Annotated in this window: 10 protein-coding genes; 5 read left to right on the top strand and 5 right to left on the bottom strand. The window is 73.2% G+C overall.

The features are described 5' to 3' along the window. Positions 1-153: 153 nt before the first annotated feature. From ACIGO8_RS01370 to ACIGO8_RS01355, 4 genes are all read right to left on the bottom strand, one after another. Positions 154-1,515 carry a maltokinase gene (locus tag ACIGO8_RS01370; protein ID WP_399722595.1) on the bottom strand — a complete coding sequence of 454 codons (1,362 nt, stop codon included), beginning with the start codon at positions 1,513-1,515 and terminating at the stop codon, positions 154-156. A gap of 243 nt (positions 1,516-1,758) precedes the next feature. Continuing rightward, positions 1,759-3,453, bottom strand: coding sequence for a maltose alpha-D-glucosyltransferase (gene treS / locus ACIGO8_RS01365; protein WP_399722593.1), 1,695 nt, complete (start codon positions 3,451-3,453; stop codon positions 1,759-1,761). Continuing rightward, positions 3,450-5,435 carry an alpha-1,4-glucan--maltose-1-phosphate maltosyltransferase gene (locus ACIGO8_RS01360; protein WP_399722591.1) on the bottom strand — a complete coding sequence of 662 codons (1,986 nt, stop codon included), beginning with the start codon at positions 5,433-5,435 and terminating at the stop codon, positions 3,450-3,452. The genes treS and ACIGO8_RS01360 overlap by 4 nt, the downstream gene beginning before the upstream one ends. A gap of 384 nt (positions 5,436-5,819) precedes the next feature. Further along, on the bottom strand, positions 5,820-6,749 hold the full coding sequence (locus ACIGO8_RS01355) for an SDR family oxidoreductase (RefSeq protein WP_399722589.1): 930 nt from the start codon (positions 6,747-6,749) through the stop codon (positions 5,820-5,822). 128 nt (positions 6,750-6,877) lie between these two features. Between ACIGO8_RS01355 and ACIGO8_RS01350 the strand changes: the two genes are divergently transcribed. From ACIGO8_RS01350 to ACIGO8_RS01330, 5 genes are all read left to right on the top strand, one after another. After that, positions 6,878-7,873: an AraC family transcriptional regulator gene (locus tag ACIGO8_RS01350; protein ID WP_399724239.1), complete on the top strand. Its 996-nt coding sequence runs from the start codon at positions 6,878-6,880 to the stop codon at positions 7,871-7,873. Between the two features lie 161 nt (positions 7,874-8,034). Next, positions 8,035-9,447: a 4-hydroxyphenylacetate 3-hydroxylase family protein gene (locus ACIGO8_RS01345; RefSeq protein WP_399722587.1), complete on the top strand. Its 1,413-nt coding sequence runs from the start codon at positions 8,035-8,037 to the stop codon at positions 9,445-9,447. After that, positions 9,444-10,922: an MFS transporter gene (locus tag ACIGO8_RS01340; RefSeq protein ID WP_399722586.1), complete on the top strand. Its 1,479-nt coding sequence runs from the start codon at positions 9,444-9,446 to the stop codon at positions 10,920-10,922. Before ACIGO8_RS01345 ends, ACIGO8_RS01340 begins: the two co-directional genes overlap by 4 nt. 62 nt (positions 10,923-10,984) lie before the next feature. Continuing rightward, positions 10,985-12,085, top strand: coding sequence for a monodechloroaminopyrrolnitrin synthase PrnB family protein (locus ACIGO8_RS01335; RefSeq protein ID WP_399722584.1), 1,101 nt, complete (start codon positions 10,985-10,987; stop codon positions 12,083-12,085). A gap of 31 nt (positions 12,086-12,116) precedes the next feature. After that, a complete protein-coding gene (locus ACIGO8_RS01330) occupies positions 12,117-13,430 on the top strand; it encodes an FAD-dependent monooxygenase (protein ID WP_399722582.1) in 1,314 nt (437 codons plus the stop codon). A 38-nt stretch (positions 13,431-13,468) separates the two neighbouring features. Here the strand turns inward: ACIGO8_RS01330 and ACIGO8_RS01325 are convergent, their stop codons facing one another. Then, on the bottom strand, positions 13,469-14,113 hold the full coding sequence (locus ACIGO8_RS01325; protein ID WP_399722580.1) for a dihydrofolate reductase family protein: 645 nt from the start codon (positions 14,111-14,113) through the stop codon (positions 13,469-13,471). Positions 14,114-14,141: the final 28 nt, after the last annotated feature.

The raw sequence follows: 14,141 nt of genomic DNA, 5'->3' as shown, positions 1-14,141 counted from the left end.
CACGCAAGCGCAACGCGGCGCGGTCCGCTCGGGACACTCGGCCGAACGGGCGCGTCCGGCCCGCCGCAGGCCGCGCCCGGGTGGAGCGGCCAACTTGTTGCGCCGAACGGGTCGGCCCGGCCCGCCGGGAGCCGGGCCGGGGACCGGGGAAGGTCACGTGCTGTCCGCCAGGCGATGGATGGCGGACATCGGGACCGGGAGCCAGTCGGGGCGGTGGCGGGCCTCGTAGAGGACCTCGTAGACCGCCTTGTCGGTCTCGTAGGCGCGCAGCAGGGCCGGGTGCTCGCGCGGGTCGGTGCCGGATGCCTCCGCGTAGCCGGCGCAGTACGCGGCGCGGCAGCGGACGGCCCAGTCGGCGTTCCAGGGGCGGTGGGTGCGGGCCGCGTAGTCGAAGGAGCGCAGCATGCCGGCGATGTCGCGGACCGGCGGCTGCACGCTGCGCCGTTCGTCCAGCGGCTTCGCCGGCTCGCCCTCGAAGTCGATCACGGCCCAGGCGCCGTCCGAGCCCCGCAGCGTCTGCCCCAGGTGCAGGTCGCCGTGGATGCGCTGGAGCCGGCCCGCGCCGAGCGAGTCGCCGGCCGCCGCGAAGACCGCCCGCAGTCCCGGCACGTACGGCAGCAGCGCCGGCACCGCCTGGGCCGCCGCGTGCAGCCGCGCGTCCATGGCCGCGGCCAGGTGCTCGGCCCGGTCGCGCCGCAGCCGCTCGGTGGGCAGCGCGGTCGCGAGCGCGAGGTGGACCTCGGCGGTGGCCCGGCCGAGGGCCCGCGCCTCCGTGGTGAACTCCCGGCCGTCGGCCAGCGCGTCGAGCGCGAGGCGCCAACCGTCCCGCGAGTCGCGCAGATAGGGCTGGAGCACGCCGAGCGTCGCGGCGCCCGTCTCGAACCAGGCGACCGGCGCGGGCACCCGGTCGCAGCCGGCCCGGGCGAGCGCGAGCGGCAGCTCCAGGTCCGGGTTGGCGCCCGGGCTGACCCGCCGGAAGATCTTCAGGATGAACGAATCTCCGTAGACCAGCGACGAGTTGGACTGCTCCGTGTCGAGCATCCGCGGCGCGAGCGCCGGCGGCAGCGGAGCCGTCGCGTGGAAGCGCAGCGGGCCGCTCCGGCCGGGGCTGCGCAGCCGTTCGTAGAGCAGTCCGGCGAGCCGCGGGTCGCGCAGCCCTTCGTAGACGGCCCGGCCGGCCAGCGGGCCCTGCCGGACCCGCCCGATCAGGGCGGGGGCGAGGCGTGGCGGCAGCTGGCTTCGTACGCCGAGCAGGACCTGGTAGCAGTCGGCGGGCGTGCCGGCCGGGCGGCCGGGTTGCTCGACCCGTACGAGCAGATGGAGGAGGCCGGGTCCGGGGCCGTCCAACGGCAGCAGCTCGGTGGCCGCGTCCAGCGTGAATCCGGTGACCCGGCGGCCCTTGCCCGCGAACCAGCGCTGCCGGGGCAGCCAGGTGTGGAGCAGGGGCGTCAGGGACGGAAGGAGGGCGTCCGTGGCCCGGGTGGTGGATGCGCTGGTGGAGGCGGTCTCCGGCATGGCATCGCGTCCTTTCCCCGGGGTGCGCAAAGGGAGTTCATAGGCGTTCAAATGCGCAGATTGTCCCGGATGGCGGCTTCGGCTGTCCGGCTGTGCGGGACGTGTCGGAGGGGGAAGATCCGTACGGGTCGGGCAAGAAGGCCCGTATGGACCTGAGCTGACCTGAATCGTGTGTGGGACACAGTTCCCGGTGTGGGGCGGGGGAAACCGCCCCACACGGGACAGAACACAATTGACGGTACGTCAGGATCGCGTGAGGCGGAACCAGTAGAACCCGTGTCCGGCCAGCGTGAGCAGATACGGCCACTGTCCGATCGGCGGGAACTTCACCCCGCCGATCAGCTCCACCGGCCGCGCCCCGTCGAAGCGGCGCAGGTCCAGCTCGGTCGGCTGCGCGAACCGCGAGAAGTTGTTCACGCAGAGCACGAGATCGTCCTCCGCCTCGCGCAGGAAGGCGAGCACCGCCGGGTTGGACGACGGGAGTTCGGTGTACGAGCCGAGCCCGAAGGCACGGTTCTGCTTGCGAATCTCGATCATCCGCTTCGTCCAGTGCAGCAGCGAGGACGGCGAGGCCATGCCCGCCTCCACGTTGGTCACCTGGTAGCCGTGCACCGGGTCCATGATGGCCGGCAGGTAGAGCCGGCCCGGATCGCAGGACGAGAAGCCCGCGTTGCGGTCCGGCGTCCACTGCATCGGCGTGCGCACGCCGTCCCGGTCGCCCAGCCAGATGTTGTCGCCCATGCCGATCTCGTCGCCGTAGTACAGCACCGGCGAGCCGGGCAGCGAGAACAGCAGCGCGGTGAACAGCTCCATCTGGTTGCGGTCGTTGTCGAGGAGCGGGGCGAGCCGCCGCCGGATGCCGATGTTGGCCCGCATCCGCGGGTCCTTGGCGTACTCGGCGTACATGTAGTCGCGCTCTTCGTCCGTGACCATCTCGAGGGTGAGCTCGTCGTGGTTGCGCAGGAAGATGCCCCACTGGCAGCCGGACGGGATCTGCGGGGTCTTCGCCAGGATCTCCGAGACCGGCGTGCGGGACTCGCGCCGCACGGCCATGAAGATCCGCGGCATCACCGGGAAGTGGAAGGCCATGTGGCACTCGTCGCCGCCGGAGCGGAAGTCGCCGAAGTAGTCGACCACGTCCTCCGGCCACTGGTTGGCCTCGGCGAGCAGCACCGTGTCCGGGTAGTGGTCGTCGATCTCCTTGCGGACCCGCTTGAGGAAGGCGTGGGTGGCGGGCAGGTTCTCGCAGTTGGTGCCCTCCTCCTGGTAGAGGTACGGCACGGCGTCGAGCCGGAAGCCGTCGATGCCCAGGTCCAGCCAGAAGCGCAGCGCGGACAGGATCTCCTCCTGCACCGCCGGGTTCTCGTAGTTGAGGTCCGGCTGGTGGGAGAAGAAGCGGTGCCAGTAGTACTGCTTGCGGACCGGGTCGAAGGTCCAGTTGGAGGTCTCGGTGTCGACGAAGATGATCCGGGCGTCCGCGTACTGCTTGTCGTCGTCGGCCCAGACGTAGTAGTCCCCGTACGGGCCGTCCGGGTCGGACCGCGACTGCTGGAACCACGGGTGGGCGTCACTGGTGTGGTTCATGACGAAGTCGATGATCACGCGCATCCCGCGCGCGTGGGCCGCGTCCACGAACTCCACGAAGTCGGCCAGGTCGCCGAACTCGGGCAGCACCGAGGTGTAGTCGGCGACGTCGTAACCGCCGTCCCGCAGCGGCGAGGCGAAGAACGGCGGCAGCCAGAGGCAGTCCACGCCCAGCCACTGGAGGTAGTCCAGGCGGGACGTGAGGCCCTTCAGGTCGCCGACGCCGTCGCCGTTGCTGTCCTGGAAGGAACGGACCAGGACCTCGTAGAAGACCGCCCGCTTGAACCAGTCGGGATCGCGGTCCCTGGCGGGCGTGTCCTCGAACGTGTCGGGGACGGGTTCGTTGACAGTCATGATGTGGGTGACCCTCCGGTCTGCGGGGACGGTCGCAGGACGAGGACGTGCGCCGGCGTGACACCCGGTTCCAGACGCACGTAGTTGGCCCTGCCCCAGTGATAGGTCTCGCCGGTGAGCTCGTCGCGCACCGGCACGGACTCGTGCCAGGCGAGGCCGAGTTCCGGCATGTTCAACGAGACCGTGGCCTCCTGGGTGTGGTGGGGGTCGAGGTTGGCGACCACCAGAACGGTGTTCGGGCCCGAACGCTTGCTGTACGCGAGGACGGCGCCGTTGTCGGTCGAGTGGAAGGTCAGGTTCCGCAGCCGGCGGAGAGCCGGGTGACGGCGCCTGATCCGGTTGAGGGAGGTGATCAGCGGGGCGATCGAGCGGCCGGAGCGCTCCGCGTACTCCCAGTCGCGCGGCCGCAGTTGGTACTTCTCCGAGTCCAGGTACTCCTCGCTGCCCTCGCGCACCGCGGTGTTCTCGCACAGCTCGTACCCGGCGTACATGCCCCAGGCGGGGGAGAGGGTCGCGGCGAGCACCGCCCGCACCTCGAAGGCCGGCCGCCCGCCGTTCTGGAGATAGGCGTGCAGGATGTCCGGCGTGTTCACGAAGAGGTTCGGCCGCATGTACGCCGCCGCCTCCCCGGACAGCTCCGTCAGGTACTCCGTGAGCTCCTCCTTGGTGTTGCGCCAGGTGAAGTACGTGTACGACTGCTGGAAACCGACCGCGCCCAGCGCGCGCATCATCGCGGGCCGGGTGAAGGCCTCCGCCAGGAAGATCACGTCCGGGTCGGTGCCGTTGATCTCGCCGATCACCCGCTCCCAGAACACCACCGGCTTGGTGTGCGGGTTGTCGACGCGGAAGATGCGTACCCCGTGGTCCATCCAGTGACGCAGCACCCGCACCGTCTCCGCGACGATGCCGTCCATGTCCTGGTCGAACGCGATCGGATAGATGTCCTGGTACTTCTTCGGCGGGTTCTCGGCGTACGCGATCGAACCGTCCGGCCGGCGGGTGAACCACTCCGGGTGCTTCTCCACCCACGGATGGTCCGGCGAACACTGCAGCGCGAAGTCCAGCGCCACCTCAAGCCGCAGCTCGCGCGCCCGGGCCACGAACGCGTCGAAGTCCTCGATCGTGCCCAGGTCCGGGTGCACGGCGTCGTGCCCGCCCTCCGGCGAACCGATCGCCCACGGCACGCCCACGTCCTCGGGGCTCGCCGACAGCGAGTTGTTCGGGCCCTTGCGGTGGGTCACGCCGATCGGGTGGACCGGCGGCAGGTAGATCACGTCGAAACCCATCGCCGCGATCGCCGGCAGCCGCTCGGCGGCGGTCCGGAAGGTGCCGGGCACGGTGCGGCCGCGCACCTTCCGCACGCCCTCGGAGCGCGGGAAGAACTCGTACCAGGAGCCGAACAGCGCCCGCTCCCGCTCCACCCGCAACGGCAACGACGGGGACTTCGACACCAGTTCGCGCAGCGGGTGGCGCTCCAGGGCCGCGAGCACCTGGGGCGCGAGGGCCGCCGCGAGCCGGACCGCGGCCGGCCGCGACTCGTCGCGCAGCACGTCCGCGATGGCGAGCACCACCTCCCGGCCGCCGCCCTTCTTCGGCACGCCCTTCGCGGCCCGCTCGTGCAGCTCCGCGCCCTCGGCGAGGACCAGTTCGGAGTCGATGCCGGCCGGGATCTTGATCCTGGCGGTGCGCCGCCAGGTCTCCATCGGGTCGCTCCACGCCTCGACCGTGTACGACCACAGGCCCTCGGCGTCCGGGGTGACCTCGGCGCCCCACCGGTCCGTGCCGGGGGCCAGTTCGCGCATCGGGGTCCAGGGCCCCGGCCGGCCGGACGGGCCGCGCAGCACCACATTGGCGGCGACCGCGTCGTGGCCCTCCCGGAACACGGTGGCGGTGACCTCGAAGGTCTCGCCCACCACCGCCTTGGCGGGGCGGCGGCCACAGTCGACCAGCGGGCGGACGTCCAGTACGGGAATGCGTCCCATGAGCGGTTTCACGGCATCACCTGACGGTTCGCGAGGGTGCGGGTGGTGTGCGCTCTTTCTAGCTCCGTCGACGGCCTGTGAGTTGCGGGCATGGCCGCTCCGTTGCGCGTTCACTCGGATGGCGGGGCTGGAGGGAGTACAGCGGGGTACGGGGAGGAGCCTTCCCACGGTTTTCGGGTGGGCAATCCGGCGCTTTGTTAACTACTAGGGCGTAGCCGTACGGACAAGAACACGTCCCGGACAAGAAACCGGCCCCGTCCTTGTGGGACGGGGCCGGTTGCTCCCGGGTCCGGTCCGTGGCCCCGGACCCGGGAGGTCGGTTTCCGCGGCCCCGCCGAGCGGGGCGCGCGGAGGCGCGGGCGCGGCGCGCGGACGCGGACGCGCTCAGGCGGGCTGCTCCTCCGTGTCGCTGGACCAGACCTGCCAGGGCTGACGGGTCACCCACTCCTCCACCGGTGCCGGGCTCACCGCCAGCGTCTCGGCCGACACGCCGTCGTCACCCGCCATCAGCAGCGGGTCGCCGCCGGTCGCCATGTAGTGGTAGATGCCGGCCACCCCGGCCGCCGTCTCCGGACCCAGGAGCTGGGCGAGCCCGCGCTCGAACAGCTCCGGCCGCAGCGCCACGTACCGCACCTCGCGGCCCAGGCCCCGGCCGAAAGCCGCCGCCAGGTCGGCGCCGGTCAGCGACAGCGCACCGCCGATGTCGAACGTCCGTCCCTCCAGGCCCTCGCCGGTCAGCGCCGCGTACGCCGCCTCCGCCAGGTCCCGGTGCGAGATCCAGGCGGTCGGCGTGGCCGCCGGCAGCGGATAGGCGAGGATGCCCTCGTTCACCAGCGCCGGCCCGTTCCACGGCGAGAACAGGTTGTCCAGGTACACCGGCGGCCGGACGACCACCAGCGGCACGCCGCTGTCCCGGAACACCTCCTCCGCGAGCCGCCGCGTCTCGAACGCCGGTACGGTGGTCGGCGCCTGCGGCACCCGGGTGTTGCTGTTGAAGACCAGTCGCTCCACCCCCGCGTCGCGGGCCGCCCGGGCGAGGGTGCGGGCGTAGTCGCGGACCCGCTCCGTCTCGTACACCAGCGGCATCGTGACGAAGGCGTGCGTGGTGCCCTCGAACAGCCGCCGCACGCTCCGCGCGTCGCCGAGCTCGCCCGGCACGAACTCGGTGCCCGGCAGCGGCGGCCGGTCACCGTCGGGGCGCCGCGTCAGCGTGCGGACGCGATGCTTCCGCTCGGCCAGCAGACGGGCCACGGCACCGCCCTGGAAACCGGTCGCGCCCACGACCGCCACCCGCATCGGATTCTGACTGGACATGTGTCGATGAGGCCCTTCGATAGGCTGTGACCGTTGCCGTTCTCCACGTCTTTCCAGGCTGGTCGCGGCGGCTTCATCCGTTCAATTAACAATCAGGGGCGGAAGTTGAAGGATCGTCCATGGACATCGTGGGTACCCAGGGCACTGACCGTCATACCGGCTGCGCGCAGGCCGGCCGAAACGGGGCCGAGCACGACGACCTGCTGAGCGAACTGCTCAAACCGCTCCGTCTCACCGGCGTCTTCGACAGCCGCTGGCACGTCAGCGCACCCTGGGCCATCGAGGGCGACGCCGAACAGAGCTGCGCCGTCCTCCACTACATCGTCGAGGGCGGCTGCTGGATCACCGCCGCCGGCCACACCCCGCTCGAACTGCGCGCCGGCGACCTCATCGTCTTCCCCACCGGCACCGCCCACCGGCTCTCCGACCGCCCCGACCGCCAGGGCGTGCCGCTCAAGGCCGTGCTGCCCGAACGGCAGCCCGGCACCTCGGGCGAGATCCGCATCGAGGGCACCGGGGCCGAGAGCCGGCTGCTGTGCGCCGGGCTCCACTACGACGCCAGCGCCGCCACCGGCCTCTACCGGTCGCTGCCCTGGGCCCTCGTCCTCGACGGCGCCCAGGTCGACCGCGAACCGCTGCTGCGCGACACGCTGCGGCTGCTCGCCGCCGCCGACCGGCCGGTCGGCCCCGGCGACCGGCTCATCACGCTGCGCGCCTTCGAGATGGCCCTCGTGCTGGCCCTGCGCCCGCTGCTGCGCGAACTCGCCGGCAACCCCGCCTCCCTGCCCGTGCTCCGCCACCCCGGCATCAGCCGCGCCCTCGTGATCGTCGCGACCCGCTTCGCCGAGCCCTGGACCATCGACTCCCTCGCCCGCGAGGTCGGCATGTCCCGCTCCGCGTTCACCGCCGCCTTCCGCGACCTCGTCGGCGAGTCCCCGGCCCGCCACCTCACCGGCCGCCGCATGCAGGAGGCCGCCCGGCTGCTCACCGAGACCTCGCTGCCCCAGTCCGCCGTCCCGGCCCGGGTCGGCTACCAGAGCGCGGTCGGCTTCCACCTCGCCTTCCGCAAGTGGTACGGGATGACACCGGGCGAGTACCGGACGGGGGAGGAGAAAGCGGCCTGAAAACCCCGGACGGGCCCGGGGAACGGGCCCGTCCGGACTGGCCGGTTCTTAAGGAGCCCTGGACGGTCGTTCATTGCCCGGGCCCCGGACGCCATGGAGGCTCAAGGCGGCGCACAGCCGCAGCGACACCCCGTGGCATCCCCGAGGAGAGGCGACAACCGGTGACGAGGTCCGGGCAGGAGTATCTGGAGGCCCTGCGCGACGGGCGCGAGATCTGGCTCGACGGCGAACGCGTCAAGGACGTCACCGCCCACCCCGCCTTCCGCGCCACCGCGGCCTCCTTCGCCCGGATCCACGACCTCGCCGCCGATCCCGCGCTCCGGCCCGTCCTCGTCGAGAACGGCGTGCACCGGGCGTACGCCGTGCCCCGCTCGTACGAGGAACTGGTCGCCCGCCGTCGCGCGTACAAGGTCTGCGCGGAGGCGAGCTTCGGCTTCCTCGGCCGCACGCCCGACCACATGGCCTCCGGCGCGGCCGGCTTCGCCGCCGTGCCGTCCGTGTTCACCGGCGAGGGATTCGACGGCTCCGAGCAGGCCCTCGCCTTCCACCGCAGGCTCGCCGAGGGCGACCTGCACTGCGCGTTCACCCTGACCAACCCGGCCGAAGGAGCCGTCCGGGTCGTCGAGGAACGCGCCGACGGGATCGTCGTGCGCGGCGCCAAGACCGTCGGCACCGGCGCCGTCTTCGCCGACGAGATCCTCGTCGGCACCATCGAGCCGCTCGCGGCCGACGACACCGAGCACGCCGTCACCTTCGCCGTGCCCGTCGACACGCCCGGCCTCAAGCTGATCTCCCGCACCTCCTACGAGCAGCAGGCCCGCTCCGTCTTCGACCAGCCGCTGTCCTCCCGCTACGACGAGAACGACGCGCTGCTCGTCTACGCGGACGTCTTCGTGCCCTGGGAGCGGGTGCTCACCTATCGGGACCCGGCCACCACCGCCGCGATCTGGTGGCGGACCCCGGCCTATCTGAACTTCACCCACCAGTCCGCGACCCGCTTCTGGACCAAGCTCGAGTTCCTGACCGGTCTCGCCATCCTGATCACCCGTTCGAACGGCACCGACACGCTGCCCGCCGTCACCCAGGCCGTCGGCCGGCTGCTCGGCGCGGTCGCCCAGGCCAAGGCGTTCGTGCTCGCCGCCGAGGCGTCCTTCGAGGAGGTCGACGGCGGGCGCGGCGGAGTCCGGCCGGGGCAGGAGATCTCCTTCGCCCAGCGGATCATGGCCGGCGAGCTGTACCCGCGGGCCGTGCAGGACATCAAGCTCCTCGCGGGCAGCGCGCTGATCCAGCTCCCGGCCGGCGGCCGCGACCTGCTGCACCCCGAACTCGGGCCGCTGGTGCGCGCGTACGTCCGCACGCCGGGTGACGCGGCCGAGGACCGGATCAAACTCCTCAAACTCGCCTGGGACGCGCTCGGTTCGGAGTTCGCCGGCCGCCACGAGCAGTACGAGCGCTTCTACCAGGGCGCCCCGCACGTCTACCTCACCATGCAGACCTGGGCGGGCGCCGCCGGCGACTGCGAGGCGCTCGCCCGCGCCTGCCTCGACGGCTACGACCTGGAGACCGTCAAGTGAAGGCCGCCGCCGCGCCCCGGGGCGCCCTGGCGGTGCTCGCCGCCACCCAGCTGCTGCTGATCATGGACACGGCGATCGTCAACGTCGCCCTGCCGTCGGTCGGCGCCGAACTGGGCTCCGGCTCCGCGGAACTCTCCTGGGTCGCCAACGCCTACCTGATCACCTTCGGCGGGCTGCTGCTGCTCGGCGGCCGCGCCGGCGACCTGCTCGGCCACCGGCGGCTGTTCCTCGCCGGCCTCGTCCTCCTCGCCACCGCCTCCGCGGCCGGCGGGCTCGCCCCGAACCCGGCCGCCCTGGTCGCCGCCCGGGCCGCGCAGGGCATCGGCGCCGCGCTCGCCGCGGCCGCCGCCTTCGCCCTGCTGCTCGTCCTCTTCCCCGACGGGCCCGCCCGCCACAAGGCGCTCGGCGTCTTCGCCGCGATGGGCGGCCTGGGCGGCGTCCTCGGCACCGCGCTCGGCGGCGTCCTCACCGACACCCTCGGCTGGCGCTCCACCTTCTGGCTGAACGTCGCCGCGGCCGCCGTCCTCGCGGCCCTCGCCCCCCGCCTGCTGCCGCCGGGGCCGCCGGACCTCGCCCTCCGTCCCACCGGCCCCACGGGCGCCGGGTCCGCCGGACCCGCCGGGCCCCGCCGGTTCGACCTGCTCGGTGCGGTCACCGTCACCGCCGGGCTCGGGCTCGTCGCGTACGCCCTCGTCGGCGGCGGCGAGCGCGGATGGACGGCGCCGGTGACCCTGGCCGCCGGCGCCGGCGGGGCCGGGCTGCTCGGCGTGTTCGCGGCCGTCGAGCGGCGGGCCGCCGTACCGCTCGTGCCGCCCGCCGTCCTGCGCAGGCCCGCGCTCCGACGGGCCAACCTGCTGGCCGCGCTCGCCCAGACCGCGCTGTTCCCGATGTTCTTCCTGGTCAGCCTCTACCTCCAGGACGTGCTCGGCGCGACACCGCTCGGCGGCGGCCTCGGCCTCCTGCCGCTGTCCCTGGTCGTCGTCGCCGTCGCCCCGCAGACCGGCCGGATCGTCCGGCGCCTCGGTCTCGCCCGCACCATGACCGCGGGCTTCCTGCTGCTCACCGCCGGCACGGCGTGGCTCGCGCTCGCGCTCCGCGCCGACGGCACCTTCGCCACGACCGTGCTCGCGCCCAGCCTGATCCTGGGCGTCGCGCTCCCGCTCGTGGTGGTCACCACCAACGTCGCCGCCACCGCGGACGCCGCTCCCGAGGAGACGGGCCTGAGCAGCGCCCTTGTGAACACCAGCCAGCAGTTCGGCTCGGTGCTCGGGCTCGCCGTCCTCGTGGCCGTGGCCACCGCCGTCACCGGCACCACCGGAACCCCCACCCCCGCCACCGTGACCGGTGGCTTCCAGGCCGCGCTGCTCGTCGGCGCGGCCTTCGCGGCCGTCGCGGCGCTCCTCTCCGCCCGGCCGCGCCAGCCCGCCCCCGCCACGGCGCCACCGCGCCAGGAGCGGGTGGGCGACCCGCGCTGACCGCTGCCCCGAGCGGTCCGCCCACCCCCGACACTCACCTACCTCTCCCGAGGGGGCTTTCCGTGACGCTGTACGACCTCGTCGTGCCCGGACTCGACGAACGAACCGACCCGCGCTACCGGATATCCGACATCCGCGCCGCCGATCCGCTCGGCGCGGACGCCGTGCTCGCCGCGCTGCCCGCGATGAACGCCGACGCCGACACGGCCGCGCTCACCGTCGCCCTGCGCGCCCTGGTCCCCGACCCGGACCTGGCCGCCGAGTGGAGCGTCGTCGACGCCCTCGCCGCCATGCGGGACCTCGGCATCCTGCTCGGCTCGCTGAAACGTCACGGCATCCAGCCCGTCGCCGCCGTCCCGGAAGTCCTGCCGGTCCTGGAACTCCTCGGCCGCCGCACCGACATGGTGCCCCGCGACACCGTCCACCACTACACGACCTGGAACCCGTCAGGCCCGCGCTGCCGCTCGTACACCGGCCACCGCATGGAGGCCCACCTCCAGGAAGCGGTACGGATGTCGTTCCCGGCGCTCGTCTCCGCGCTCGACGCCTGCGGTCGCATCGCCCGGCTCGAACCGTACGACCCCGGCTTCGCCCTCGCCCTCGACCGCACCGCCCACCACGTGCAGTCCGTCGTCGACGCCATCGACCTGACCGTCGCCGAGGTCACGCCCGAGTACTTCGCGCGCACCCTGCGCCCCTACTTCGAGGAGATCGACGTCGACGGGCGCAGCTACCTCGGCCCCGCCGCCGCCCAGGTCCCGCTCTGGCTGGTCGACCTGACGCTCTGGCAGTGCGACCGCTCCGACCCGGCCTACGACACCTTCCTCACCGACTCGCTGCCCTACGCCCTGCCGTCCTGGCGCGCCTTCCACGCCCGCCACCACGGCGGCGTCTCCGCCGTGAGCAAGCTGTCCGCCGCCCTCAGCTGGGAGAGCGGGCAGCGGCTGCCCGCCGAACTCGCCGCCTCCGCCCGCTCCCTGGCCCGCGTCCTGCGGATCCTCAAGTCGTTCCGCGCCCGGCACATCACCCTCGCCCGCAAGGCCTACGACGAGGAGCTGCGCCTGTACGAGGAGGGCAGCGGCGGCGCCCCGGTCGCCCTGCTCCGCACCGTCCTCGACCTCACCCGCGACAACGAGACGCTGGTGCGCCGCTCCTTCGCCTGAGTCCGACTCCACCGTCCCCAGGAGAATCCCCATGACCCCCCACAGCTCCGCCACGCCCCACGTGGTGATCGCCGGCGGCGGCATCGCCGGGCTCACCGCCGCGCTGGCGCTGCACGCCGTCGGCTTCACCCGGATCACCGTCGTGGAGGCCGCCCGCCAGGCCCGGCCGGTGGGCGCCGGACTCAACCTCATGCCCGGCGCCGTCCGCGAACTCGACGCGCTCGGCCTGCTCGCCGACCTGGAGTCCGGCGCCGCCCTGCGCACCCGCGAACTGCGCTACTACCACCGCTCCGGCGGGCTGATCTCCCGCGAACCGCGCGGCCTGGGCGCCGGATACCGCTGGCCCCAGCTGTCGATCCACCGCGCCCACCTCCAGCGCGTGCTCGGCGACGCCGTACGGGACCGGCTCGGGCCCACCGCCGTCCTGACCGGCGTACGGGTCACCGGCGTGGGCGTGCACCCCGACGGGCGGCCCCGGCTGTGCCTCGAACACCGCGACAACGGCGGGCGCGGCGGCCGGGCCTCGCTCGACCCGGACGTGCTCGTCGGCGCCGACGGCATCCGCTCCGCCGTCCGCGCCGCCCTCAACCCGGGCGAGGGCCGGCCGCCGTGGAACGGGATGCTGGTGTGGCGCGGCGTCTCCTGGCTGCCCGCCGAGGCCGCCGGCCGCTTCATGCTGATCGCCGGCGACGACCGGCAGAAGGCCGTCGTCTACCCGATGAGCCGCCCCACCGGCGGCCGGGTCCTGGTCAACTGGGCGCTGGCCCGGCCCGCGGACGGCGTGCCCGACGCCCGCGCGTTCGGCGACTGGAGCCGCCCCGTCGGCGTGGACGCCTTCCTGCACCACTACGAGGGCTGGGAGTTCGACGGCGTACGCGTCACCGACGTGCTGCGGGCCGCCGAGACCGCCCACGAGTACCCGATGGTCGACCGCGAGCCGCTCGACCGCTGGAGCCACGGCCGCACCACGCTCATCGGCGACGCCGCCCACGCCATGTACCCCATCGGCTCCAACGGGGCCAGCCAGTCGATCGTCGACGCCCGCGCCCTCGCGCACGCCCTGGCCCGCCACCCCGACCCGGCCGAGGCCCTGCGCGCCTACGAGGCCGAGCGCCGCCCGGTCACCACCGCCCTCCAGCAGGCCAACCGGCGGCAGGGCCCCGAGGTCGTCATCGACCTCGCCCACCGGCGCGCCCCGCACGGCTTCGGCGACATCCACGAGGTCATCCCGGCCGAGGAGCTCGCCGCGATCGCCTGCCGCTACGCCGCCACCGGCGCCTTCGACCCGGCCACCGTCAACCAGGGCTCCCCGTACGACGCCGTGACGGCCGCCGGCCGCCTGTAGGGGGTGTCCCTGACGGCCGGCGCGCCCGCGCGGAGGGCCTACTTCCGCCAGAACAGGTGGTGCGTCACACCGCTCGGGCTCGGCACCACGTCCAGGTGGAAGCGGTCGAGCAGCTCCTCGGGCGACTCCCACAGCCGCAGCCCGGAGCCGAGCTTGATCGGCGAGACCGCCACGTGCAGCGTGTCCACCAGGTCCGCCTCCAAAAACTCCCGGATCGTGGTGACGCCGCCGCCGAGCCGGACGTCCTTGCCGTCGGCCGCCTCCTTGGCGCGGGCGAGGACCGTCGCCGGGTCGGCGTCGACGAAGTGGAAGGTGGTGTCGGAGAGCGTGAACGACGGCCGCTCGTGGTGGGTCAGGACGAACACCGGCGTGTGGAACGGCGGCTCCTCGCCCCACCAGCCCTGCCACTCGTGGTCCTGCCAGGGGCCGCGCTGCGGACCGAACTTGTTGCGGCCCATGATCTCGGCGCCGATGTTCCGCGCGAAGTCGCGGGTGAAGTAGTCGTCCAGACCGCGGCTGCCGCCCGGGTCGGTGCGCATCGGCCAGCTCGCCGTGGCACCGGCCCAGGCGAAGAGCCGGCCGGGATCGACATGGCCGAACGGACGTTCCAGCGTCTGGTCCTCGCCGGCGGCGACGCCGTCCGCCGAGACGTTGAAGTTCTGTACGCGCAGGAGCTGGGTCATGGGTTCCTCCACGGGACGTGGCCTGGAC

The organism is Streptomyces sp. NPDC053493 (genome assembly GCF_044544825.1).
GTDB lineage: Bacteria > Actinomycetota > Actinomycetes > Streptomycetales > Streptomycetaceae > Streptomyces.
The sequence above is the reverse complement of the archived record's forward strand: the minus strand, read 5'-3'. Positions and strand labels throughout refer to the sequence as shown.

Coding starts and splice junctions, on each gene's coding strand:
- ACIGO8_RS01370 (WP_399722595.1), bottom strand. CDS start 1,515: ATGCCGGAGACCGCCTCCACCAGCGCATCCACCACCCGGGCCACGGAC.
- treS (WP_399722593.1), bottom strand. CDS start 3,453: ATGACTGTCAACGAACCCGTCCCCGACACGTTCGAGGACACGCCCGCC.
- ACIGO8_RS01360 (WP_399722591.1), bottom strand. CDS start 5,435: ATGGGACGCATTCCCGTACTGGACGTCCGCCCGCTGGTCGACTGTGGC.
- ACIGO8_RS01355 (WP_399722589.1), bottom strand. CDS start 6,749: ATGTCCAGTCAGAATCCGATGCGGGTGGCGGTCGTGGGCGCGACCGGT.
- ACIGO8_RS01330 (WP_399722582.1), top strand. CDS start 12,117: ATGACCCCCCACAGCTCCGCCACGCCCCACGTGGTGATCGCCGGCGGC.
- ACIGO8_RS01325 (WP_399722580.1), bottom strand. CDS start 14,113: ATGACCCAGCTCCTGCGCGTACAGAACTTCAACGTCTCGGCGGACGGC.